Source organism: Millionella massiliensis (assembly GCF_900104655.1).
GTDB lineage: Bacteria > Bacteroidota > Bacteroidia > Bacteroidales > Rikenellaceae > Rikenella > Rikenella massiliensis.
Map to the genome: position 1 here is coordinate 118088 of NZ_FNWD01000002.1, position 24076 is coordinate 142163.

The window sequence follows — 24076 nt, forward strand, 5'->3', positions numbered from 1 at the left end:
AAGAAGCCTGGGGATGTTTTTGGGAAGACTGGCTGCAACGCCTGTGAGGTTCTGTAATTCGGGTTATCATTGCTGTAATGTGTGTAAAAAAGTGAAGCGTAGGAGTAGATAATTTTGCACTGTGGATAAATCCCTAGGTGTTGGGGGAGGACCGGCCGGAGTGGCCGGCGAGTGTGAGACGGCCACTCCGACTTGGCAAATGAAGCCATGTTTGTTCGTGGGGCGCAGTGGGGCAAGAAACGAGCATGATGCGGTTGCCTTACGGGTCGTCGGGCAGAGCGAGAAACAACGAGAACCGATACAAAATATCTTCCAATCGAAAACGATGAAAACGTTGCGTTTTTGGTTTCCCATCCTGCTGTTGGGGGTTGTTCCGGGCTGGGTCTTCTGCTCGGAGGATCCGATGCTGCATGATGGGGAGGCTGTTACCGTCGTTCCTGCGGATGACAATGATGATGAAACAGATTTAACCTCAGAGCTTATGAATATCAGAATAGCGGATCGAACTTTCAGTGTCGCTTTGGCCGACAACGAAACGGCTGCGGCCTTTCGTTCCATGCTGCCGATGACCGTTGTGATGAATGACCTGAACAGCAACGAAAAGTATGGCAACCTGTCGAGCGAACTGCCGGTCAATGCGCGGCGACCGGAGACGATTCGGGCGGGCGACTTGATGCTTTTCGGCTCGGATTGTATCGTGCTGTTCTACAAAAGTTTTTCGACCTCGTACAGCTATACGTCGATCGGTCGAATCGCGGATGTGACCGGTCTGTCCGAGGCGTTGGGCAGAGGTCGTGTGACCGTGACCTTCGAAATGCCGGAGGAATAGCGTGTCAGTAATCATTTAATCCAGTGCAAGTATGAAACATCTGAAAATTGCGGTCGCGACGACGCTTCTTTTCACGGGTGCCGTGGCAGTCGCGCAGAATACGGAAACGAATCGAATGAGTATGGAAAAATTGGAATTGACACAGGAGTGGGACAAAACCTTCCCGCTGAGTGACAAAGTGGAACACCGCAAGGTAACCTTTTGCAACCGGTACGGCATTACGCTGGCCGCAGACCTCTATGTGCCCAAGCAGGCCGAGGGAAAACTTCCGGCCATTGCCGTGAGCGGCCCCTTTGGTGCGGTGAAGGAGCAGTCGTCGGGTCTCTATGCCCAGACCCTGGCCGAACGGGGTTTCCTGACGCTGGCTTTCGACCCTTCGTTTACGGGTGAGAGTGGCGGAATGCCGCGCAGCGTGGCCTCGCCCGACATCTGTACGGAGGATTTCAGTGCTGCCGTCGATTTTCTGGCGACGAACGAACGGGTCGACCCGCAGCGAATCGGTATTCTCGGCATCTGCGGGTGGGGTGGTTTTGCCGTCAACGCAGCCGCCAACGATACCCGCATCAAGGCAACGGTGGCCTCGACGATGTACGACATGAGCCGATGCCTGTCCAACGGGTACTTCGACCAAATGACGCCCGAGGAACGGTACGAAATGCGGCGTCAGTTGAGCGAACAGCGCACGGAGGATGCCAAAAACGGGTCGTACCAGCGCACGGTGATGAATCCCGAACCGGCCGAAGATGCCCCGCAGTTCATGAAGGACTATTACGACTATTATAAGACCGCGCGCGGCTATCATGCCCGATCCATCAACTCGGGGCTGGGGTGGAACGTTACCTCGTCGCTGGCCTTTGTCAATGCTCCGATCCTGACCTACTGTGGCGAGATTCGGAGTGCAGTGCTGCTTGTCCACGGCGAGAAGGCGCATTCACGTTACTTCAGCGAAGACACGTTCAAAAAACTCAAGGGCGACAACAAACAGTTGCTGATCGTTCCGGGAGCCAGCCATACCGACCTGTACGACCGGATGGATGTGATCCCGTTCGATACGATCGTGGAGTTCTATCAGAAGTACCTGAAATAGTCGGATACTCGGGTGGTGGGCATGTCGTCGAGATTCGCGTTGTGCCCCGAGAGCCGAGGATTGGTTATGCAAGGAGCCGGAGTCTTCCGGCTCCTTTTATTTTGGCCGGCGGGTTGGATGAACGGGGTGTGTTGTGGAAAGATGGGCTCGGGTGGAGTAGCAGTAAACGGTGTGCTTAGGATGTTTTTATTGTCGGGTGATGGGGGTATTTTATGGCTGTATTACGGGGATTGTGAGTGAAAATTTGTTTAATCCTGCTTGTTTTTATATATTATTCTGATGCTGCGGCGATTATTGTTGTTTTTATGTGTAAAATTTTGTATATTTAAAGCGTGGTATAATTTAAATTTGCTTCCCTATGAAAAAGGTTTTGTTAAATGCAGCCATTCTTATAGCAGGTATGGTGTGTGCTTCCTCTTGCCATACGCAATCGGGAAATGTAAATGAACCGCAGACGATAGAGCTGAGTTCGGAGCAGGATCAGTTTCTGTTGAACTTCATCGAGGCCACTCCGGATGGGCTGAGTCTCTCCATCTCGCGCGAAGATGCCATGTATGCATGGGCAACCCCGGAAGGTTATGCCGATCTGGAACAGCAGATCGAGCGGGTTAATGCCGATTACGACAAAGCTGACTACGATTATTGGCAACAGAAAGTACAGGAGCAGCGGGCGGCCACCAAAGCGAATGCTTCGGTCGAAGGGGAGTACAGTTATCATAATATGTTGAAGCGCGATATTTTTCTGGAAAATTTCTTCTATGTCGAGGATGGGAAGATGGTGATTAAAATCTCGGAAGAGAAAGCCGTGCTTTGCGGTGCCACGGTCGAAGGGTACCGGGCGGCTTGCGAGGCCGTGGAACTGTGGAGCGAGAGGATTCGGTCCGGTATGGTGAATTACGACGATATACGCGAGGGATACAACGATAAAAGGAAGGATATGTTGTCTCCTGCTGGACGAAAATATATGATATCACCTTATGAATAGCAAGTCCTCCCCCCAGTGCAGGTTCCCGCAAACCTATGTCACGGTTCCGCTATGGGGCATAGATACACAGAAGGCATGCGCTTTTGGGGGGTTAGGGTTCGGTTGTCTGTACGGTGACAGCTACTGATATTGGTGCTTTAACTGTGATTATGGAGACAAATTCGATGCAAATTCATTCTCATTGGGGCGCCTTCGCATAAAACATTTATAAGAAGATAAGACCTTATGGTGATGATGCATGTTATTATACGTTTAATTGCACGAAGCCAGAAGGAGGTGCTAATGTATTGATTCGTTTTGTTGAATATCATTAATGATTTACAACCTAAATTCCCGGACTATGAAAAGGTGTCGTTTTGTTGTGTGGATGTGTCAAATGGCGAAATTGAAGAGCTGGATGGTATTGAGTAATAAGGCGTCTGACTTGGAGATATAGTTTTTGTGAACAGGTTATATTGTTTGATAAATATATAAAAATAACTTAAAAAGTTTAGTTGTTGAATTATATGTGCGATACAAGAAGGATATGGCGTATTTTTTTTATTGATCTTGTTGTTTTTTTTAATGGAATTTGTATATTTGAAGCGAAGGTTATTGATGTGATGGTTAATTAATTTAAATTAGTTTCATTATGAAAAAGAGTTTATTAAATGCAGCCATTCTTGTAGCAGGAATGACATGCGCCTTTTCCTGTAAAGCACAACAGGAAGAGATTAACGAACCTCAGAGAATAGAACTGCGTTCCGAACAGGATCAGTTTCTGTTGAACTTCGTCGAGGCCACCCCGGAAGGGTTGAGTCTCTCCATCTCACGCGAAGATGCTCTATATGCAGGGGCGACGTCGGACGGCTATGCCGATCTGGAGCAGCAGGTCGCACAGATCAATGCCGATTACGACAAAGTTGACTACGACTATTGGCAGCAGAGCGCGCAACAGCAGCAATCGCTCACCAAAGCGAACGCCGTGTATAACGGGACTTATGACAAGTACAATGTACTGGAACGCGATAAGTTCCTTGAGAATTTTGTCTACGCTGAAAACGGCGAGGTCGTACTGAAAATCTCGGAAGAGAAGGCCGTGCTTTGCGGGGCTACGGCCGAAGGGTATCGGTCGGTTCGCGACGACGTGGCGGAACTGAATCGCAGGGTGCAGTCGGGCGAAGCCGCTTTCGACGATGTACGGGCTTGCTTCGACGCCAAACGGGAGTTTATTCTGGAGCACAGCTCCCTGGTGGTGGAAAGCAAAGCGCCTGTGCAAGATCCGCCCGTCATATATCTGAATTTGGTAATGGACGGAGCTCTGAGACAAGTGTCTGGCTCATGCTATGCCGATCCGGAAGTCTTCGGAGTTTTGAGTTGCAATTATTTCTTAGGGCAAGTTGTGTTGCGTGAAACGTATTCTGGGGATCAACTGACTCATTGGTGGGGATTCACCACGAAAGGTACGTTCAAAGCTACGTTGATTTATCCTGAGGGAGCCTACTATTCGTTTATTGCGAATAAAGGAGCGGATAGTTACGACGCTACTGCCCGGATAGTTCAGTGTCATTAATGATTTACAACCTAAATTCCCGGACGATGAAAAAGTTGATTTTGTTTGTCGCGGCTTTGGTCGTATCCTGCTGGACGGTCTGCTCTGCACGCGAATTCGACGCGAAGCTGATGCGGTTTATCACCATCGTCGACGGCAAGTTCGCTCCCGAAATTTCGGGCGACGAGGCGGTGCGCATGGGCTTTTCGGTCAACGATTATATCGCTTACATGCAGTATATCAATATGCTGAATGCACATACGTCGCCTGCGCTTACGGCTCCGCAAAATCTGTTTCTGCAAGCCTTCGGGGTCTGTCGGAACGACTCCTTGGTGCTGGACATTCCGTTGGAAAAGGCGCTGCGCGCAGGCGCCAATGTCGAGGGGTATTATCAAACCCTGCAAGTTCTCCAGCAGACGAATGAGATGTTGTCCCAGCTGGACTCCGTCGAAAAACGGAAAATGGCCAAAGATTTTGAGAAAAAGCAGCAGGAATTGCGGGAAATGTTGACGAAGTATGCCATGGAGTACCCCGACAGCAGCGCTGTGAAAAACATACTGCGTAGCGTGGGCGTGTATGTCAATTATTGATCGCCATATTCCCTACCGTTAAAATACGCAGCGAGCGTTTCGACTCTGTGTCGAAACGCTCGCTGTTTTTGGATATCCCGTAAAGTCGACCGGCGCAAAGCATCGGCCGGGGTGGGAGATTTTGGCAGGCAGACCGTCTTTTATGGAGTGGCGGCAGTTAGGGGACTGCGGGGGTCGCTACAGGTCGAGTTGCAGTTTCTCGTTCCCCTGGGTGTCGTAAACCGTCAGGGTCATCGTTTTGCCGTGGCGTTCGAGGACCATCACCGTAGCGGCGTCGGGCTGGAAACCACCGCCCACGACTACCGGGAACGGGTTGCCGACCTCACCGGTCTTATACGATGCAAAACGGTGGGTGTGGGCGTTGAGGGAGACGGCAAAGGGAGCCTTCTGCAACAGCGGATCCCACAGCTCGGTGCAGGGGTGGTATTCGTCCAGCTCGCCGTAGATCGGGATGTGGTGGAGCAGGACACGTTTGCCGGCCTTCTTGAAGGCTTTGGAGGCGAGCTCGTTTTTCAGGAAGCTGACCTGATCGTTGCGCAGCCCGGCGAAGTCGTTCAGCCCGTAGTAGACCCAGTGGTCGTCGGGTTTGTCCTCGCCGCAGTCGAGCATCACGAAGCGGGTGTCACCCCAGTTGAAGGCGCCGTAGGTCTTGTCACCCACGTAGTCGAAGAGTTCACGCAGACCGATCGAGTAGGCGTTGCGAATCTCGTGGTTGCCGCGCAGGAAGAAGGTCGGGATGTTTTCGGCCCCGATGCCCGAAGTGTAGTGCGAGAGGGTGGCGACGGCCTGTTTCTGCGAAGCCGGGTCGTCGATGCAGTCGCCGTTGAAGATAGCGAAATCGTATTTCACCCCTTTGTCGCGAATGACCTTCAGCAGGGCGTCGAAGGTGCCCAAACGCTGGTGCAGGTCGTTGAAAACAACGGCCGTGAAGTCCTGTGTCGCGTCGGCCGGCAGGGTGAAGGTGTAGAACGGGCTGGTGGCCGTACCGCCGAAAATCTTTTCGTAGCCGCCGTAGTAGAGAATCTCGCGCGAGTGGATTCGATAGTAGTATGTTTGGCCCGGTTCGAGGTTGGTCAGTCGGATTTTGTTCAGTTCGTTACCTGCCATGGCCTGTCCGTCGACCAGCGTGCGGGCCAGGGTCAGGGCGGTCGTGTCGGCGCCGTATTCCACCCAGCTGTAGGCCGGCGTGTTGGTCAGCCAGGTGACGGTGATGCCCCCTTCGGTGGGGTTCTGGAGGTAGGGATCGGTGCGGAGAATCTTGCCGTAGGTTACCTTGGCATATACGGGTCGGTGGTCAGACTGATATGGTGCGTCGATCACTCCGCGGTCGCTGACCTGATAAAAATGGTCACTGCCGATGTAGCCCCATATATAGTCGATGGCAGCGTCGGGGGTGTCGGCCGGGCAGGTGAGACGTTTTGTGTCGGTCAGCGGCACGAAGGTTTTCCGCATGGCCTTGAAGGGTTCCGAGTCGGGGGTGAAGTTCAGGTCGCCGGCCAGGTAGACCGCTTTCGTGGGGTAGCTGGCTGCCAGACTGTCGACGATCCGTACGGAGGTCAACTGGTCGGCTTCGGTCAGCGAAAAGTGGGTGGCCATGAAGACGTAGTCGGGATATTCGGCCACGATCAGTGCGCGGGCCTCTTCGCGGCCGGGCAGGGCATAGCGTTTGATCGCCAGCGGCTCTTCTTTGTACAGCAGGCCGATGCCGTAGGCGCCGCCGTCATAGTCGATGGCCTTGGCAAAGGTGCCTTTCATACCGGTGCGGGCGGCAAACTCGCGGAGCGCGTCTGTGCGGCCGTTGCGTCCGGTGAGGCTGTCGAGCTCCTGCAGGGCGCAGATGTCGGGCGCCTGGGCGCGGATCACGGCCGAGGCCCGTTCGTAGTTGCGGCTTCCGTTGATACTCATCCCGCCGCGAACGTTGTAACTCATGATACTCAGTTTGCCGGGGACATTTTCGGCTTGTGCGGCGGGCAGTGCGCCCATCAGCATAAATAAGGATAGCCATCCTTTCAGTCGAATACGCATACTCGTTTGGGGTTAGGTTATTTTGTCGGTTATTGTGTTGTCGTTTTAACTTTCAAAGATAGAAAAATAGTGGTGTAAATTTTTTGAAATAGAATTATTCTAATTTAAGAATAATTATTATTTTTGTCGTGTAAACCAAAACCAAATCTACTGCCCTATGGAAAAGCAACAATCAACTCGTCTGACGGCAGCAAATGGTCGTCCGGTGGCCGACAATCAGAATGTGCAAACGGCCGGTCCGCGTGGTCCGATGGTGATGCAGGACCCGTGGTTTATCGAAAAACTGGCCCATTTCGACCGGGAGGTGATTCCCGAACGGCGTATGCACGCCAAAGGTTCGGGAGCTTACGGCACGTTCACCGTGACGCACGACATCACTCGGTACACGCGTGCTTCGATCTTTGCCCAGGTGGGCAAACAGACCGACTGTTTCGTCCGTTTCTCGACCGTGGCCGGCGAACGCGGCGCCGCGGATGCCGAACGTGATATTCGCGGTTTTGCGATCAAGTTCTACACCGACGAGGGTAACTGGGACCTGGTCGGGAACAACACCCCGGTCTTCTTCCTGCGTGACCCGCTGAAGTTCCCCGATCTGAATCACGTGGTCAAACGCGATCCGCGTACCAATATGCATAGTGCCAATGCCAACTGGGACTTCTGGACGCTGCTGCCCGAAGCACTCCATCAGGTGACCATCACGATGAGCGACCGCGGCATCCCCGCTTCGTATCGCCACATGCACGGCTTCGGAAGCCATACGTACAGCTTTTACAACCGCGATAATCAACGGACCTGGGTGAAGTTCCACCTCGAAACGCAGCAGGGGATCCGCAACCTGACCGATCAGGAGGCGGCCGAGATCATTGCCCGCGACCGCGACTCGCATCAGCGCGACCTTTACGAGGCGATCGAGCGAGGCGACTACCCGCGCTGGACGTTCCGTATCCAGGTGATGACCGAAGAGCAGGCCCGCACTTACCGCATCAACCCGTTCGACCTGACGAAGGTGTGGCCCCACAAGGATTTCCCGCTGATCGACGTCGGGGTGCTGGAGCTCAACCGCAATCCCGACAACTATTTCGCCGAGGTGGAGCAGGCGGCCTTCAATCCGCAGAACATTGTTGAGGGGATCGGTTTCTCGCCCGACAAGATGCTTCAGGGACGCCTCTTCTCATACGGCGATGCGCAGCGTTATCGGCTGGGGGTCAATCACGACCAGATCCCGGTCAACCGGCCGCGTTGTCCGTTCCACGCCTACCATCGCGACGGGGCGATGCGGGTCGACGGTAATTACGGCTCGACGATCGGTTACGAACCCAACAGCTACGGCGAGTGGCAGGAGTCGCCTCATACCAAGGAGCCACCGTTGTCCGTGTCCGGCGATGTCTACAATTACGATGCGCGCGAGTACGACGATGACTACTACTCGCAGCCGGGCGACCTGTTCCGCCTGATGAGCCCCGAACAGCAGCAGGTGTTGTGCGAGAATACGGCCCGAAACATGGGTCCCGACACCGAGCTCTTCATCAAACAGCGCCACGTCCGGAACTGTTACAAGGCTGATCCGGCCTATGGCGAGGGGCTGGCCCGTGCACTGGGTATCGATCTGAACGAAGCGTTGCAGGCTACCCGTTAATCGGTGTGCAACGCAGGTCGCACGCCGGAGAGCATGTGTCTGGTACGGATTCGGGCACGGTTCTCCGGCCGGAGCGGCCGGATTGGAATGCCGTGAAAAGTGGTGCGCCGTGTGCGGACTTTTCACGGCATTTTCGTAAATTTACGCATTGTTAAACCTGTCATTCGTATGATGGAATTTCTTCAGGATTATCGATTGCTCGGGCTGTTGATCGGTATCTGCACCTTTCTGATTATCGGCCTGTTCCATCCGGTGGTCATCAAAGCCGAATACTACTGGGGAACGCGCTGCTGGTGGCTGTTCCTGGTTCTGGGAGTGGTCGGAACAGTCGGCTCGCTGCTGACCGAAAATGTGCTCCTGTCGGCACTGCTGGGCGTGTTCGCCTTTTCGTCGTTCTGGACCATCAAAGAGGTCTTTGAACAGCAGGACCGTGTGCTGAAAGGGTGGTTCCCGATGAACCCCAAACGTAAGGCCTATTACGAGGCAATCAGAAACAAGGAAAAACGCTAAACTCAACTATGATAGCTCAAGCGACACTCGATTTTCTGGACGATCTGCGCCGGAACAATTACAAAGAGTGGTTTCATGCCAACCGCAGCCGTTACGAGGCTGCGCGTGAGGATGTGTTGGAGAACGCTTCCTGCCTGATCGAGGGAATCAATGAGTTCGACCCGTCACTCGGTTATCCGGACGTCAGCCGGGCGATCTACCGCATCAACCGCAATCTGCGCTTCTCGGCCGACAAACGACCCTACAAAACCCATTTCGGGGTGGTGATGAATGCCGACGGGGATCGTCACAGCCCGCTGTCGGGCTACTATATGCACATCGAGCCGGGCGGCATGTCGGTCGCCTCGTGCGGCATATACATTACGGAGGACAAGGCCGCGGTGCTGCCGCTGATCCGCCGGGCGATCGATGAACGCTGGGATGAGTTCTCGGCCATTGTCGACAATCCGGAGTTCCGCGAGAAGGTGGGCGACCTGTCGCGCGAGGATCGGGTGCTGAAGCGGGTGCCGCGGGGCTTCCGGGCCGATTCTCCGGCGGCGGAGTATCTGAAACTGAATCACTTTTATGTCTGGACGGAACTGCCCGATGCGTTGGTCACAAGTCCGGATTATATCCCGCGTGCGTTGGAGCTCTACCGGTTGATGAAGCCGCTGAACGATTTTCTGAACCGGGCGATTCGTCCTTAGTCATACGGGGTGCTGGCTGTGGGTACCGGACTGGACGGTTCGGCCGAATTGTCTGAATCAGCCGATGCAGCCGATGCAGCCGATGCAGCCGATGTGGCCGATTCGGCTGAGGGTCGACCGGTAACGATGAAAAAAGCGAAGGGCCTTTTCTTACACAATGTAAGAAAAGGCCCTTCGGTGTATACGTCGAGAAACGAAACTATTTTTTTGATTCTTCGAGCGATACCTGGCGGAACTCTTTCATCAGTTTGGTCAGTTCCAGCGTAGCTTTGCGGGCACGGGTGCCGGCAGCTTTGTTTCCTTTTTCGAGTTGCAGAGCAGCGTTTTCCTGGAAATTGGCGATCTCTGCGTTGATTTTTTTGAGCAATTCTTCCATAATTTGTGCGTTTAGTTTTCGCGCTCCAAAAGTAATAAAAACCTTGTAAAAACAAATTTCTCGGGCCCCCTCGGGCGAAAAATAAATGCATGTTTGCGAAAAAATGAACAATGGAGGTGACGTATGCCTGTGCTCGGTACAGAGGTGCAGTGTGACGGTGGCGAGAATGAAGGGGTGCGGCGTGGAGGTGATGTGGCGGGAGGGGATTACAGCGGTGGGCACCCTGGAAAGATTGTGAGTGGGCGAAGTCTTTCTCTATGCCCGGTTATCCGATTATCTGAATGTTTCGTATCGGTATGAAATAAAAACAGCAAGACAACCGCACAAGGTTGTCTTGCTGTTTCGTACTCCGGGCGGGACTTGAACCCGCACAGCCAAATGGCCAAAGGATTTTAAGTCCTTCGTGTCTACCATTCCACCACCGGAGCCCGTGTCGGTCAATCCCCCGTGCTGGGGAATTGTAGCGGCGAAGATAGTGATTCCCGGTCGAATGCCCAAATTTATCGGGAAAAGAATCGCCCGTGTCGCGGGGCGAGGCTGTGTCGGCAAGGGGTGGATCGGGATGTTTGAGCGGGCAGTCGGCCGTCTGGGGCTGGTGAGGACGGCGAATGGAGAGGGCGGTGAATAAAGGCTCCTGGCGATTGTTGCGTGCGGGCTGTTCTGAATTGGGTGTGTGGGCAGGAAGCGCATAGCCAAATCTTGTCCATCGACGGTGGTGGATTTGCGCATGTGTGAAGGGTGGGGTAGAGAGCGGATGTTGGTGAAATACCGCTGCTGTTGAGTGGCTATTGGTGAACGTCCGCTCGATCTGTTACTCTCATTGATGAGGGGGCGGGGGTAGGGAGGGTGAAAGGTAAATCGTAGAATTATCCATGCTTATATCGGTTTTGTCTATTCCCGAACCGAGGCGAAGTCGTTTTCTTTGTAAGCAGAAAGATCTAAATCCCTGGCAATATGAAACAGACATCCGTTTACTTAATGCTGATTTGTTTGGTCTCGGCCATGGGCGGCCTCCTGTTCGGCTACGATTGGGTGGTCATCGGTGGAGCCAAAATATTCTATGAACCCTTCTTCCAACTTGGCGACTCTGCGGCCCTGAGGGGCTGGGCCATGAGCAGCGCTCTGGTCGGCTGTCTGGTCGGCGCCTTGCTCTCCGGTGCGTGGAGCGACCGCTATGGACGTAAGAAAATGTTGATCGTCGCGGCTTTCCTCTTCGTCGTCTCCGCTATCGGAACCGGTGCTGTGGATACCTTCTGGCCGTTTGTGATCTACCGTATTGTCGGCGGCTTCGGGATCGGGATCGCTTCCAACGTCTCGCCCGTATATATTGCAGAGGTGTCGCCCGCAGCGGTCCGTGGGAAATTCGTCTCGCTCAATCAGCTGACCATCGTGCTCGGTATTCTGATGGCGCAACTGGTCAACTGGCGCATCGGCGAACACTTTACGGCCGGCTCCGAAGCCCTCAGTGCCTACAGCATCGAGTGGGCCTGGCGCTGGATGTTCTGGGCAGAGCTGGTGCCTGCCGGTCTCTTCTTTGTGCTGGCCTTCCTGATTCCGGAGAGCCCCCGCTGGCTGGCTGCGGTGGGGCGTACGGACGAGGCCGGTAAGATTCTGACGTGCGTTGCCGGCAGCGAATATGCCTCGACCACGCTTCGCGAGTTGCAGCAGGTGACCGGCAACAAGACCGAACGCGCCGGATGGAAAGACCTGTTGCACCCCCGACTGAGAACCGTGTTGGTGATCGGTATCGTGCTGGCGGTTTTCCAGCAGTGGTGCGGGATCAACGTGATCTTCAACTATGCTCATGAAATCTTCTCGGCGGCCGGTTATGAAGTCTCCGAGGTGTTGATGAATATCGTCGTGACCGGGGTGACCAACGTGATCTTTACCTTCGTGGCCATCTACACGGTCGATCGCTGGGGACGGCGCACGCTGATGCTGGTCGGTGCGGCCGGGCTGGCTGTGATCTACGCCGTGTTGGGGCTGGGCTACTTCTTTGGACTCCACGGCTGGCCGATGCTGCTGCTGGTGGTGCTGGCCATCGCCTGCTACGCCATGTCGCTGGCGCCGGTGCTGTGGGTAGTGCTTTCCGAGATCTTCCCCGTCCGCGTGCGCGGTATGGCCATGGCCCTCTCCACCTTCTTCCTCTGGACCGCCAGCTTCCTGCTGACCTACACCTTCCCCATCCTGAATGATTCGATTCAGGCGTCGGGCATCTTCTGGCTCTACGGGGCGATCTGTCTGGCCGGTTTCCTCTTTATCCGTGCGAAGCTCCCCGAAACCAAGGGAAAAACCCTCGAAGAACTGGAACAGAAATTAACGAAATAACCCTTCTATATACGCAATGGCAGAAAATGTAAAAGTATGGGAGGAGGATGTGCTCCTGCCGACCTACGGTATCGGAAAACCCGAAAAGAACCCGATGTTTCTCGAAAAACGGGTCTACCAGGGTAGCAGCGGAGTGGTCTATCCCTACCCCGTGATCGAACGTATCGAAGATACCTGCAAAGAGCAGTCCTACCACGCGATTTTTCTCGAAAACGAGTACCTCAAGGTGATGATCCTGCCCGAGCTGGGCGGACGCGTCCAAATGGCATACGACAAGATCAAACAGCGCCATTTCATCTACTATAACCATGTGATCAAACCCGCTTTGGTGGGGCTGACGGGGCCTTGGATCTCCGGCGGTATCGAATTCAACTGGCCCCAGCACCACCGTCCCAGCACCTTCCTGCCGGTCGATTACTCGATCGAAAAACGGGCCGACGGCAGTGCCGTTGTCTGGGTGAGCGAGCGCGAACGGATGTTCCACCAGAAGGGGATGGCCGGTTTCACGCTGCGTCCCGGTCGTGCCGTGCTCGAAATCCAGGGCAAGGTCTATAACCCCACGCCCATCCCGCAGACCTTCCTGTGGTGGGCCAATCCCGCCGTGGCCGTCAACGATGCCTATCAGTCGGTCTTCCCCGGCGACGTGAACGCCGTTTTCGACCACGGGAAACGCGACGTCTCGCGCTATCCCATCGCCACCGGCACCTACTACAAGATGGACTACTCGGCCGGTGTCGATATTTCGCGCTACAAGAATATCCCCGTGCCCACCTCCTACATGGCCATCCGGTCGAAATATAACTTCGTGGGCGGTTACGAGAATGATACCCGTGCCGGTGTGCTCCACGTGGCCAACCACCACATCTCGCCCGGCAAGAAACAGTGGACCTGGGGTAACGGTGACTTCGGGCAGGCCTGGGACCGCAACCTGACCGACTCCGACGGCCCCTATATCGAACTGATGACCGGCGTCTTCACCGACAACCAGCCCGACTTTACGTGGCTCCAACCCTACGAAGAGAAGACCTTCACGCAATACTTCATGCCCTACCGCGAGCTGGGTGTTGTCAAAAACGCCTCGGCCGACCTGCTGATGAACATAGAGCCGGCCGGCGAGGGGGCTCGTCTGAAAATTTTTGCCACCTCGGCTCAGTCCGGGCTGCGCATCCGCGTGACGCAGAACGGCGAAACGAAGTTCAACGAGGTGCGTGATGTGTGCCCCGAAGAGATCCTCGACGAGATGGTTCCCGTAGCCGATCTGAAGGGTATCAATGTAGAGATTCGTCGCGCCGACGGCAAACTGCTGCTCGGCTGGGAACCGGAGCCCGACGCGATCAAAGAGGTGCCCGAGCCTGCCAAAGCCGCTCTCGATCCGAAGGATGTGGCGACCACCGAACAACTCTACCTGACCGGGCTCCACCTCGAACAGTATCGCCATGCCACCTATCAGGCGACGGATTACTACCTCGAGGCGCTGCGCCGCGATCCGAGCGACGTCCGCAACAACAACGCCATGGGGCTGTGGCTCATCCGCAAGGGACAGTTCGCCCAGGCAGAACCCTACCTGCGTCGCGCCGTGGCCACCCTCACCGAACGCAACCCGAACCCCTACGACGGCGAACCGCTCTACAACCTGGGCCTTTCGCTGAAATTCCAGGGGAAACTCGACGAAGCCTACGACTACTTCTACAAAGCCTGCTGGAATGCCGCCTGGCAGGATGCCGGATACTATGCGCTGGCCCAGATCTCGGCCTCGAAAGGCAACTGGGAAGACGCCCTCTATGAAATCGACAAATCGCTGCTCCGCAACTGGCACAATCTGCGCGGACGCCACCTGAAGGCTGCCGTTCTGCGCCACCTGGGGCGTGCCGACGAAGCACTGGCGCTGATCCGCGCCTCGCAGGCCATCGACCGGTTCAACTTCGGTTGCGGTTTCGAAGAGTACCTGCTGACCCGCAAGAGCGAAATTCGCGACGAGTTGCTCGCCCGGATGCGTTCCGAAGGGCACAACTATGCCGAACTGGCCCTGGACTACGCCTCGGCCGGTTGCTGGGACGAGGCCCTCGAAGTGGTCGACATGGCATGCAGCGCCGCCCAGACCGAACGTACGCTGCTCTATTATTATAAGAGCTGGTTCCTGCTGGAGGCAGGTCGCACGGCCGAAGCTGAGGCTGCCATCCGCGAAGCCGAACAGCAGCCCGCCGACTACTGTTTCCCGAACACGCTGGAGGCTATCCTTGCCCTGCAGGCCGTGATTGCCGCTGCCGGAGGAAAGGCACCGAAAGCGCATTATTACCTCGGCAACCTCTGGTACGACAAGCGTCAGTATCCGGAAGCCATCGCCGAGTGGGAGGCCTCGGCACGCGAAGACGATCGGTTTCCGACCGTGTTCCGCAACCTGTCGCTGGCCTACTTCAACAAGCTCGGACGACGCGACGAAGCGGTGGCCCTGCTCGAAAAGGCCTTTGCGCTGGATACGACCGATGCCCGCATCCTGATGGAGCTCGACCAACTCTACAAACGGCTGAATCGTCCGCATGCCGAGCGGTTGGCTTTCCTCGACCAGCATCGTGACGTCGCCTTCACGCGCGACGACCTCTATCTGGAGTACGTGACGCTGCTCAACCAACTGGGCCGCTATGCCGACGCGATCCGGATGATTGACGAACGACGCTTCCACCCCTGGGAGGGCGGTGAAGGCAAGGTGCCGGCCCAATACCAGCTGGCCCGTGTCGAAGTGGTCAAGGTGTTGCTCCGCGACGGTGAGTATGAACAGGCGCTGAACCTCATCGACGAGTGTTTCGTCTATCCCCACAACCTGGGTGAGGGCAAACTCCACGGTGCGCAGGAAAATGACTTCAACTACTACAAGGCTTGTGCCCTGCAGGCGCTCGGTCGCGAGGATGAGGCCCGGGCGTTGTTCCGTGCAGCCAGCGTCGGGAACAGCCAACCCGCTGCGGCCATGTACTACAACGACCAGAAACCGGACAAAATCTTCTACCAGGGTCTTGCGCTGCGCAAACTGGGCGAGGAGGCCGAAGCTCGCGGTCGCTTCAACCGACTGATCGATTTCGGTGAAAAACACCTCTTCGATACCTTCAAAATGGACTACTTCGCCGTATCACTGCCCGACCTGCAAATTTGGGAAGACGATATGGACAAGAAAAACCGTATCCACTGCAACTACCTCATGGGCCTGGGCCATCTGGGGCTCGGCGATCTCGACAAGGCGAAACGCTACTTCGACATCGCTGCTTCCATGGACAATAACCATCAGGGGGTGCAGATCCATCGCCAGATGGCAGAAAACGGGCTATAGCAGGGGCGGAGCCCTCTCCGACAGGCTCCGAACCGCTGTACTCCGATCGAACCGAGACGTCTCGCCGTGCAGGCCGGACGTCTCGGTTCTTTGTTGCAAGGGGGGGGGGGATGGAATCGGTTGCAAAGAGCGTGGAATCGTTACGAAATGTAGCTCCGTTCTGAAAAAGTACAGGAAGGCTGCGGTTCGACACCTCAAATTGTGTATCTTCGTCTTCTGTCTGTCGGCACTTGGTTTTGCCGATGGAGACGGCTTCGGACGGAGACCCGTTGCGATACCGCGGCGGAGTTCCGATAGTCGGTTGCCAAATGCGATGCTAACCCCAATCTAACCCTAATATACCGATGAAAAAATCACTCTTTACGTTGTGTCTGACCCTCGGGGTCGCACTCGCGGCACAGGCCGGACCCCGGAAGCTCTACCTGCCGACCCCTTCGAAAAGCCCCAGTGAGGCGCAGCAAAAACAGATCGAACGCCGTTACGGCATGTTTATCCATTTCGGGATCAATACGTTCCACGATCAGGAGTGGACCGACGGCTCGAAACCGGCCTCTTCGTATGCTCCCACGCAGATCGATGCCGAGCAGTGGATCCGCACGGCTCGCGATGCAGGTATGAAATACGTCATTCTGATTACCAAACACCACGACGGTTTCTGCCTGTGGGACAGCAAATACACCGAGTATGATGTGGCCAGTTCGCCTAACCCCACCAATGTGGTCGAAGAGGTGGCCAAAGCCTGCCGCAAGTATGGCGTGGGGCTTGGGCTCTACTATTCGCTATGGGACCGCAAGGTCAACGGTAATGTCGAGGATCCCAGCAGTGACGAAGCCTACAACGAATACATGCTGGCCCAGCTCGACGAACTGATCCGTAGCGTGCGGAAATACACCCCGATTGTAGAATTCTGGTTCGACGGCGGTTGGGTAAAACAGAATTATCGCTGGCCGGTGATGGACATCTACCAGGTCATCAAATCGCAGGAGCCCGATTGCCAGATCGGAATCAACTGGAGCATCGGCGCGCCCGAGAATGTAGACAAGCACCCCGTACTGCCCGACCAGCAGCAGAACGGCTATCCGATCCGTTATTTCCCGAGCGATTTCCGGCTGGGCGACCCCTATCTTCCTGTGGACAACGATCCGAAAATCTTTGTGCACGATGGGAAGAGCTACTATATGCCGTGGGAATCGACCGTCTGCATCAGCCAGCGGTGGTTCTACAATACGCAGGACAATACGTTCAAATCGGTCGATGAACTGGAAAAACTCTATCGGCAGTGTACCAAGAACGACAATATTCTGATTCTGAACTGTCCGCCCGGTCGCGACGGGAAACTGCGCGACAAGGATGTCGAAATCCTGAAGCAGTTGCGCGAACGGTTAGGTCTTTAGGAACAGCGTTTTGTGAAGTCCGGCCCGGCTATCTCGACCCTGAGGTGGCTGGGCTTTTTTTCGGGTTGGGGTAAATGGTTGCGGGCGAGTGGGGGTGAAACGGCCGGTGGCAGGGCTTTGCCTGAGTGACACGTGACAGACGGAAACGAGGGAGGTTATCCGGGAAGTAAGGGTAGGGGAGATGCGAAGAGCGACGGATATTTCGCAAGGCGAATGGCATCAAAAGCAAACCCCGTTCATTCCCCGGCGGATGGGTAATTTCAAGGCTGGATGGAGTGACAACCGGGCGAAAGCAGACCGGTGGGCTCGGGTTGAGCCGACTGGGGGAAAATCATGACATGCTTTGGGTGATGGTGAGAGGTTCGCAATGGAACGCGCCGCTGTTTGGGCGGGGTTAGTGTGTAATTTGGTTTTATTCCTGTCATTTTATCCTTATCTTTACCCCGAACGAAAACCCTATTCCAGTAGCATGAAAAAGAAAAATTATCTGTTTTTAGCCTTGGGCTTATTGTTTTTCGGGGCCCTTTCGGCGCAGGTGCGGCGCGAGTTTCTGCTCGAAAAAGACTGGAAATTCACCCGCACGGACGACTCGCTGGCCATTCGTCCCGACTATGACGACGCGGCTTGGCAGTCGGTCACCGTCCCGCACGACTGGGCCATCTACGGACCCTTCAATCCCAACAACGATAAACAGAACGTGGCCATCGTACAGGACGGTCAGGTGGAACCCAGCGAACACGCCGGTCGTACCGGCGGTCTGCCCTTTGTCGGCACCGGTTGGTACCGTACTCGGTTCAGCGTGCCGGAGGTGGCCGACCGGAGCGGAAAGCGGGTTACGCTTCAGTTCGACGGTGCCATGAGCGATGCGCACGTTTGGGTCAACGGCCGGCTGGTCGGTGTCTGGCCCTACGGATACAACACGTTTTATTTCGACGTGACCCCCTATCTGAATCCTGACGGACAAGATAACGTGCTGGCTGTTCGGCTGGAAAACCTGCCCGAATCGTCACGCTGGTACCCCGGTGCCGGGCTCTATCGCAACGTCCATGTGATTGTGAACGAAGCGGCCCACATTCCCGTGTGGGGAAGCCATGTGACCACCCCCGTCGTGGAAAAGGAGTTCGCGAAGGTGAACCTGAAAACCGAAGTGGTGCTGCCCGAGGGGGCCTCCGTGGAGCGTTTCCGCCTGGAGACCGAGATCCTCGACAGTGCTGGCAAAGCGGTGGCTCGCGCGGTGTCGAAACTCACGCCGTTCGATCGGCAGACCTTCACGCAGGAGCTGGTGGTCGAGCATCCCGCCCTGTGGGATCTGGAGACGCCGACCCTCTATACCGCAGTCTCGCGGCTCTATGAAGATGAACAGTTGAAAGACGAGTATGTCACCCCGTTCGGTATCCGTACGATCGAGATTCGTCCGGACGACGGCTTCTATCTGAATGGTCGGAAAACGGTCTTCAAGGGCGTCTGCAACCACCACGACCTGGGGCCGCTCGGTGCGGCTGTCAATGACGCCGCCATCCGTCGCCAGGTGCGCATCATGAAGGATATGGGCGTCAATGCCATCCGCACGTCTCACAACATGCCGGCTCCGGAGCTGGTACGGGCCTGCGACGAGATGGGGATGATGCTGATGGTCGAAACGTTCGACGAATGGAAGTCTCCCAAATGCCAGAACGGTTACAACCGCCTCTTCGACGAGTGGGCCGAACGGGATCTGGTGAACGTGGTGCGCCACTACCGCAACTCGCCCAGTGTGGTGATGTGGTGCATCGGCAACGAGGTGCCGGAACAGGGAACCCAACACGGTGCGAAGGTGGCCCGCTGGTTGCAGGACATTGTCCACCGCGAGGATCCGACGCGTCCCGTGACGCAGGGGATGGATAATCCCGGTGCGGTGATCAACAACAACTTTGCGGCCGTGATGGACGTTCCGGGGTTCAACTACCGTCCGTTCATGTATCCCGAAAACTACCGAAAACTGCCGCAGCAGATCGTGCTGGGGAGCGAAACGGCTTCGACGGTCAGCTCGCGCGGGGTTTACAAATTCCCGGTCGTGCGGGCCGCGATGAAGACCTATCCGGACCATCAGGCCTCGTCGTACGACGTAGAACACTGCGGCTGGTCGAACCTGCCCGAGGACGACTTCATCCAGCACGAGGATCTGCCTTACACCATCGGCGAATTTGTCTGGACCGGCTTCGACTACCTCGGTGAACCGACGCCGTACTACACCAACTGGCCCAGCCACAGTTCGCTGTTTGGGATTGTCGATTTGGCCGGTATTCCGAAAGACCGTTATTATCTCTATCGCAGCCACTGGAACCCGTCGGTCGAAACGCTCCACATCCTGCCTCACTGGAGTTGGCCCGAAGAGCGGATCGGCGATACCATTCCGGTCTTCGTCTACACGAACTACCCCTCGGCTGAACTCTTTATCAACGGGGTGAGTCAGGGCGTCCGTACCAAGGATACGACCGTTCGGCTCGAGGGCTCCTATACGCCGGAAGCGCAGGCCGCTTTCGAACGCCAGAAACGTTACCGTCTGATGTGGATGGATACGCGCTACGAACCGGGTACGATCCGGGTGGTGGCCTACGACTCGACGGGTCGGGCGGTGGCCGAACGCGAGGTGCATACGGCCGGCAAGCCTCACCACATCGAACTCACGGCCGACCGTACCGTGCTCGATGCGACGGGCAAGGACCTTTCGTTCATCAACGTGCGTGTCGTGGACCGCGACGGAAACCTATGCCCGGACGATACGCGTGAGATCAGTTTCCGCGTGAAGGGTGCGGGGAGCTATCGTGCAGCGGCAAACGGTAATCCGGCGTCGCTCGAGCTCTTCCACCTGCCCCAGATGAAACTTTTCAGCGGCCAGTTGACGGCCATCGTACAGAGCGCTGACGAACCGGGTGAGATTGTTTTCGAGGCTTCGGCTCCCGGCGTGCGCGGTGCCAAACTGGTACTGAAATCGGTAGAGGCCGAAAAATAATAGATTGTGAGCTCAGGGCGCCCATGTGGTGCAAATAAGATCATTCGAATCGTATCCGCCCGGATCGGCAGCCCTTGTGGGGGATGCCGGTCCGGGCGGGTTCTTTTTCGGGGGAATCGGGTATAAATAAGGGTGTGACGCGGTACACGGAGTCGACTTCGTTGACGCACTGTGGGAACGAAGCGCTGGACCTGTCTCCGTGTGTGGAAAACAGAGAGGGCGGTCCCAATCGGGAACCGCCCTCTCTGTCATTTATGTCGGTTGTGGCCGGGGAGTGCGCCGGATTAAACGATCCCCTGTGCCAGCATGGCGTTGGCTACCTTGCGGAAACCGGCGATGTTGGCGCCTTTCACGTAGTTTACGTAGCCGTCGGGTTCGGTCCCGTACTCAACGCAAACAGCGTGGATGTTCTTCATGATCGAGTGGAGTTTTTCGTCGACCTCTTCGGGACTCCATTTCAGTCGTTCGGAGTTCTGGGTCATCTCCAGGCCGGAGGTGGCTACACCGCCGGCGTTCGATGCCTTACCGGGCGAGTAGAGCAGTTTGTGCTGCTGGAAAGCGTGTACGGCCTCGGGGGTCGAGGGCATGTTGGCACCTTCGGCCACGCAGATACAACCGTTGGCGATCAGTTTGGCAGCATCTTCGCCGTCCAGTTCGTTCTGGGTGGCGCAGGGCATGGCGATGTCGCATTTCACGCCCCAGGGACGTTCACCGGGGTAGTAGGTTGCGCTCGGGTAGCGGTCGGCGTACTCTTTGATGCGGCCGCGGTAGATGTTCTTCAGCTCGAAGATGTAGTCCAGTTTTTCGGCGTCGATGCCGTCCGGGTCGTAGATGTAGCCCGACGAGTCGGAGGCCGTAACGACTTTGGCACCAAGCTGGGTCATCTTCTGGATGGCGTATTGAGCCACGTTACCCGAACCGGAGATGGCTACGATCTTGCCTTTGGGGCTGTCGCCTCGGGTGGCGAGCATCTCCTGAGCGAAGTAGCTTACGCCGTAGCCGGTGGCTTCGGGACGCAGCGGGCTGCCGCCCCAGTCGAGACCTTTGCCTGTGAAAGTGCCGGTGAATTCGTTGCGCAGGCGTTTGTACTGGCCGAACATGAAGCCGATTTCGCGGGCGCCCACGCCGATGTCGCCGGCAGGAACGTCAGTGTCGGCACCGATGTGGCGCTGGAGTTCGGTTACGAAGCTCTGGCAGAAGCGCATCACTTCGTTGTCCGATTTACCTTTGGGGTTGAAGTCCGAGCCGCCTTTGCCGCCGCCCATGGGCAGGGTGGTCAGGGCGTTTTTGAAGGTCTGTTCGAAGGCGAGGAACTTCAGAATGCTGAGGTTTACCGACGAGTGGAAACGGATACCGCCTTTATATGGGCCGATGGCGCTGTTCATCTGCACGCGGAAACCGCGGTTGATCTCCACTTCGCCCTTGTCGTTGACCCACGGTACACGGAAGATGATGACGCGTTCCGGTTCGGCGATGCGTTCCAGCACTTTCATCTTCATCAGTACGGGGTTTTCTATGATGTACGAGGCGAGGCTTTCCACCACTTCCTGGACGGCCTGGTGGAACTCGGGCTCGTTCGGATTCTTTGCCTTGATGCGCGACATGAAGTCGCTCACATACTGTTGTGCTTGTTTTTCCATCTACTGCTTGAAATTTAGGTCCAAATTCTTTTCCTGAAGTTGCAAAAATAGTACTCAGATCGTTTCTTGCAACGGTTTGTTGGATTTTAAACATCAGTAGAAAAATTTGAACGTATTTTGTCGTTCACTTTACGTCCTCTTTACCGTATCTTTGCACCATGAAATTCTTGGTTCAGTCTTTCTGGCTGCTTTTCTTCTATCTGTTGGGCCTCGGCCTGAGTATGCTCATCGGCGGCATTATCCCCGGAAGCGTGCTGGGAATGGTACTCTTGTTCATGGCGCTGGCCTTCGGTTGGCTCTCACCCGATAAGGTGAGCCGCGTGTCGGAACTCCTGATCGACAACATGGTGCTCTTTTTTCTGCCGGCGGCCGTCGGGCTGATCACCTCGGCCAGCCTGATCTCGGCCAATCTGGTCGCCATTCTGGTGGCAGCGGCCGTCAGTACGGTGCTGATCGTGGCGGCGGTAGCCATCACCCAACAACGCATGGAAATCCATAAACGTAAACGTAAAATCCGGGAGGGGGGACATGAAACTCGATAGTACACTGGATGCGCTGGGCGTCCTGGTTGGCTCGCAGATCTTTCTGCTGACCTTCACCATCGGAATTTATGTGTTGTCGCTGTGGCTCTTCCGACGCACGCGGGTGGGGCTGCTGCATCCGCTGATTACCTCCGGAGCCGTCATTATCGTATTTCTGCTGGCGACAGGCATCTCTTATGAACAGTACCACAGTGCCACGGCGCTGATCGATTTTATGCTGGGTCCGTCGGTTGTGGCGCTTGGTTATGCGCTCTATCGGCAGGTGGAGCAGCTCAAGGCCAATGCGGTTTCGATCGTTACGTCGGTCGTGGTGGGGAGTGTGGTTGGTATCGTGAGCGTAATTCTTATCATCCGTCTCTTCGGTGCGGGCCATACGATCGAGGCTTCGCTGGTGCCGAAGTCGGTCACCACGCCCATTGCCATGTCGATCTCGGAGCGTTCGGGCGGTATCGGCTCGCTGACGGCCATTGTGGTGATTCTGACCGGGATCTTCGGTAGCATTGTGGGACCTTTCGTGCTCCGCAAACTGAACATTACCAGCAAAATCGCGAAGGGACTGGCGCTGGGTTCGGCGGCCCACGGGGTCGGAACGGCCAAAGCGATGGAGATGGGGGCGGTCGAAGGGGCTGTGAGCGGTCTGGCGATCGGTCTGATGGGGCTGGTGACGGCATTGCTGGTGCCGGTGATCGAAAAGATTTTGTAGGTGTTTGATAGGTCTGTATTGCCGATAATCAGATAGAAACAATGAAACAATTATTAACTGATTATCTTGAAATATGTTTGAAATACCGAAAGGAATATCTTAGTAAGCCGGAAAGGAAACAACGGTATATTCTTTTAGCGGAATGGGCTAAGGCTCAATATGCGGAGGAGAATCCGACTATCCCTGAATTATATGAGTTTTGGGATAAATATAAAGATGTTAGCTATAATAAAATTTTTATCGAAAAGGCAGTAGTCCCAACGGTCAATGAGGACTTTCAAAACGGAGGCGTAGACGGATTGAAGTTCCTATTCTACTGTTTGCGTGGTAGGGATATGATTGAATATTTATCAACTACAAGTCCTGTGTTTATATTTTCTGGTGGGAATAATTACAAATACGGTTCGGTTCAGTTGGCTGATTTGGTTCTTGAAAAAGATCCGAATAATGAAGATGCGTTAAAAGCAAAGTATTTCATAGAGAAAGAGTATTTGCGGAATTCAATACATGAAATCCCTTTTGGAGTTTTGAACGGCATGAATGGAGCAAGTATCTCGGATATACCGAATATGTTAAGCGCGGTTGACAACTTCGAAGTTATTTCAGACAAACTGAAAATCTATAATGACGAAATACTTATAGAGGATTGTAGAAAATTTTATGTTGCATACAGAGAATATCTGAAGCAACAGAGTCAGTACAATAATTTTGAAGATTATTTAAATCAGAATGACATTCCATATGAACGATATTGTGGTATATACTGCTATGATAAGGATAATCAGTAAATATAGACAATAGGCGGCTCAACCTTTTTTGAAAGGTCGATGACTCACCAAATATATTAGAGAAGGCTCGGGCCGACTGGAACAGTTCCAGTCGGCCCGAGTTGTGTTTGGACGG

Annotated in this window: 18 protein-coding genes and 1 tRNA gene; 15 read left to right on the top strand and 4 right to left on the bottom strand. The window is 55.2% G+C overall.

Going from position 1 to position 24076, the window contains the following annotated elements; translation table 11 throughout:
• Positions 1-325 precede the first annotated feature (325 nt).
• From BQ5379_RS00465 to BQ5379_RS00485, 5 genes are all read left to right on the top strand, one after another.
• A complete protein-coding gene (locus BQ5379_RS00465; RefSeq protein WP_159431190.1) occupies positions 326-829 on the top strand; it encodes a cyclophilin-like fold protein in 504 nt (167 codons plus the stop codon).
• A gap of 31 nt (positions 830-860) precedes the next feature.
• Positions 861-1916 (top strand): alpha/beta hydrolase, encoded by a 1056-nt coding sequence (locus BQ5379_RS00470; RefSeq protein WP_071133615.1) that lies wholly within the window; start codon positions 861-863, stop codon positions 1914-1916.
• Between the two features lie 358 nt (positions 1917-2274).
• Positions 2275-2901: a hypothetical protein gene (locus BQ5379_RS00475; RefSeq protein WP_143039348.1), complete on the top strand. Its 627-nt coding sequence runs from the start codon at positions 2275-2277 to the stop codon at positions 2899-2901.
• Between the two features lie 631 nt (positions 2902-3532).
• The gene (locus BQ5379_RS00480; protein ID WP_143039349.1) at positions 3533-4453 is read left to right on the top strand and encodes a hypothetical protein; all 921 of its coding nucleotides are present in this window, start codon (positions 3533-3535) and stop codon (positions 4451-4453) included.
• Positions 4454-4479: 26 nt separating this feature from the next.
• On the top strand, positions 4480-5022 hold the full coding sequence (locus BQ5379_RS00485; protein WP_143039350.1) for a hypothetical protein: 543 nt from the start codon (positions 4480-4482) through the stop codon (positions 5020-5022).
• Positions 5023-5199: 177 nt separating this feature from the next.
• Here the strand turns inward: BQ5379_RS00485 and BQ5379_RS00490 are convergent, their stop codons facing one another.
• Positions 5200-7047: an endonuclease/exonuclease/phosphatase family protein gene (locus BQ5379_RS00490; protein ID WP_071133619.1), complete on the bottom strand. Its 1848-nt coding sequence runs from the start codon at positions 7045-7047 to the stop codon at positions 5200-5202.
• Positions 7048-7204: 157 nt separating this feature from the next.
• Here BQ5379_RS00490 and BQ5379_RS00495 point away from each other — a divergent pair, with 157 nt between their 5' ends.
• The 3 genes from BQ5379_RS00495 to BQ5379_RS00505 all read left to right on the top strand — a co-directional run bounded on the left by BQ5379_RS00495 (position 7205) and on the right by BQ5379_RS00505 (position 9879).
• Positions 7205-8683, top strand: coding sequence for a catalase (locus BQ5379_RS00495; RefSeq protein ID WP_071133620.1), 1479 nt, complete (start codon positions 7205-7207; stop codon positions 8681-8683).
• A 171-nt stretch (positions 8684-8854) separates the two neighbouring features.
• Positions 8855-9193, top strand: coding sequence for a DUF4491 family protein (locus BQ5379_RS00500; RefSeq protein WP_071135478.1), 339 nt, complete (start codon positions 8855-8857; stop codon positions 9191-9193).
• A gap of 8 nt (positions 9194-9201) precedes the next feature.
• Positions 9202-9879, top strand: coding sequence for a DUF2461 domain-containing protein (locus BQ5379_RS00505; protein WP_071133621.1), 678 nt, complete (start codon positions 9202-9204; stop codon positions 9877-9879).
• Positions 9880-10078: 199 nt separating this feature from the next.
• Here BQ5379_RS00505 and BQ5379_RS00510 read toward each other — a convergent pair whose 3' ends face one another.
• Together BQ5379_RS00510 and BQ5379_RS00515 are read right to left on the bottom strand one after the other, a co-directional pair.
• The gene (locus tag BQ5379_RS00510; protein WP_071133622.1) at positions 10079-10255 is read right to left on the bottom strand and encodes a histone H1; all 177 of its coding nucleotides are present in this window, start codon (positions 10253-10255) and stop codon (positions 10079-10081) included.
• Between the two features lie 345 nt (positions 10256-10600).
• Positions 10601-10683, bottom strand: a tRNA-Leu gene (locus BQ5379_RS00515).
• A gap of 526 nt (positions 10684-11209) precedes the next feature.
• On the opposite strand from BQ5379_RS00515, the gene BQ5379_RS00520 reads away from it, so the two are divergent.
• The 4 genes from BQ5379_RS00520 (at position 11210) to BQ5379_RS00535 (ending at position 20288) form a co-directional block, all read left to right on the top strand.
• The gene (locus BQ5379_RS00520) at positions 11210-12583 is read left to right on the top strand and encodes a sugar porter family MFS transporter (protein ID WP_071133623.1); all 1374 of its coding nucleotides are present in this window, start codon (positions 11210-11212) and stop codon (positions 12581-12583) included.
• 16 nt (positions 12584-12599) lie between these two features.
• Positions 12600-15902, top strand: coding sequence for a DUF5107 domain-containing protein (locus BQ5379_RS00525; protein WP_071133624.1), 3303 nt, complete (start codon positions 12600-12602; stop codon positions 15900-15902).
• A 344-nt stretch (positions 15903-16246) separates the two neighbouring features.
• Positions 16247-17296 (top strand): alpha-L-fucosidase, encoded by a 1050-nt coding sequence (locus BQ5379_RS00530; protein WP_071133625.1) that lies wholly within the window; start codon positions 16247-16249, stop codon positions 17294-17296.
• 469 nt (positions 17297-17765) lie between these two features.
• Positions 17766-20288, top strand: a complete 2523-nt coding sequence (locus tag BQ5379_RS00535) for a glycoside hydrolase family 2 TIM barrel-domain containing protein (RefSeq protein ID WP_071133626.1) — start codon at positions 17766-17768, stop codon at positions 20286-20288.
• 284 nt (positions 20289-20572) lie between these two features.
• Here BQ5379_RS00535 and gdhA read toward each other — a convergent pair whose 3' ends face one another.
• The gene (gdhA, locus tag BQ5379_RS00540) at positions 20573-21928 is read right to left on the bottom strand and encodes an NADP-specific glutamate dehydrogenase (protein ID WP_071133627.1); all 1356 of its coding nucleotides are present in this window, start codon (positions 21926-21928) and stop codon (positions 20573-20575) included.
• A 158-nt stretch (positions 21929-22086) separates the two neighbouring features.
• On the opposite strand from gdhA, the gene BQ5379_RS00545 reads away from it, so the two are divergent.
• From BQ5379_RS00545 to BQ5379_RS00555, 3 genes are read left to right on the top strand one after another with little or no spacing between them, the layout of a single operon-like run.
• Entirely contained in the window at positions 22087-22470 is a 384-nt protein-coding gene (locus BQ5379_RS00545; RefSeq protein WP_071133628.1) for a CidA/LrgA family protein, read from the top strand.
• 13 nt (positions 22471-22483) lie between these two features.
• Positions 22484-23173: an LrgB family protein gene (locus BQ5379_RS00550; protein WP_394332055.1), complete on the top strand. Its 690-nt coding sequence runs from the start codon at positions 22484-22486 to the stop codon at positions 23171-23173.
• A gap of 41 nt (positions 23174-23214) precedes the next feature.
• A complete protein-coding gene (locus tag BQ5379_RS00555) occupies positions 23215-23961 on the top strand; it encodes a hypothetical protein (RefSeq protein WP_071133630.1) in 747 nt (248 codons plus the stop codon).
• Positions 23962-24076: the final 115 nt, after the last annotated feature.

Excerpts from the sequence above, each read along its gene's own strand:
- BQ5379_RS00470 (WP_071133615.1), top strand. The coding sequence starts at position 861 with ATGAAACATCTGAAAATTGCGGTCGCGACGACGCTTCTTTTCACGGGT.
- BQ5379_RS00530 (WP_071133625.1), top strand. The coding sequence starts at position 16,247 with ATGAAAAAATCACTCTTTACGTTGTGTCTGACCCTCGGGGTCGCACTC.
- BQ5379_RS00520 (WP_071133623.1), top strand. The coding sequence starts at position 11,210 with ATGAAACAGACATCCGTTTACTTAATGCTGATTTGTTTGGTCTCGGCC.
- BQ5379_RS00545 (WP_071133628.1), top strand. The coding sequence starts at position 22,087 with ATGAAATTCTTGGTTCAGTCTTTCTGGCTGCTTTTCTTCTATCTGTTG.
- BQ5379_RS00475 (WP_143039348.1), top strand. The coding sequence starts at position 2,275 with ATGAAAAAGGTTTTGTTAAATGCAGCCATTCTTATAGCAGGTATGGTG.
- BQ5379_RS00500 (WP_071135478.1), top strand. The coding sequence starts at position 8,855 with ATGGAATTTCTTCAGGATTATCGATTGCTCGGGCTGTTGATCGGTATC.
- BQ5379_RS00505 (WP_071133621.1), top strand. The coding sequence starts at position 9,202 with ATGATAGCTCAAGCGACACTCGATTTTCTGGACGATCTGCGCCGGAAC.
- BQ5379_RS00495 (WP_071133620.1), top strand. The coding sequence starts at position 7,205 with ATGGAAAAGCAACAATCAACTCGTCTGACGGCAGCAAATGGTCGTCCG.
- BQ5379_RS00510 (WP_071133622.1), bottom strand. The coding sequence starts at position 10,255 with ATGGAAGAATTGCTCAAAAAAATCAACGCAGAGATCGCCAATTTCCAG.
- BQ5379_RS00465 (WP_159431190.1), top strand. The coding sequence starts at position 326 with ATGAAAACGTTGCGTTTTTGGTTTCCCATCCTGCTGTTGGGGGTTGTT.
- BQ5379_RS00480 (WP_143039349.1), top strand. The coding sequence starts at position 3,533 with ATGAAAAAGAGTTTATTAAATGCAGCCATTCTTGTAGCAGGAATGACA.
- BQ5379_RS00485 (WP_143039350.1), top strand. The coding sequence starts at position 4,480 with ATGAAAAAGTTGATTTTGTTTGTCGCGGCTTTGGTCGTATCCTGCTGG.
- gdhA (WP_071133627.1), bottom strand. The coding sequence starts at position 21,928 with ATGGAAAAACAAGCACAACAGTATGTGAGCGACTTCATGTCGCGCATC.
- BQ5379_RS00490 (WP_071133619.1), bottom strand. The coding sequence starts at position 7,047 with ATGCGTATTCGACTGAAAGGATGGCTATCCTTATTTATGCTGATGGGC.
- BQ5379_RS00525 (WP_071133624.1), top strand. The coding sequence starts at position 12,600 with ATGGCAGAAAATGTAAAAGTATGGGAGGAGGATGTGCTCCTGCCGACC.
- BQ5379_RS00555 (WP_071133630.1), top strand. The coding sequence starts at position 23,215 with ATGAAACAATTATTAACTGATTATCTTGAAATATGTTTGAAATACCGA.
- BQ5379_RS00535 (WP_071133626.1), top strand. The coding sequence starts at position 17,766 with ATGAAAAAGAAAAATTATCTGTTTTTAGCCTTGGGCTTATTGTTTTTC.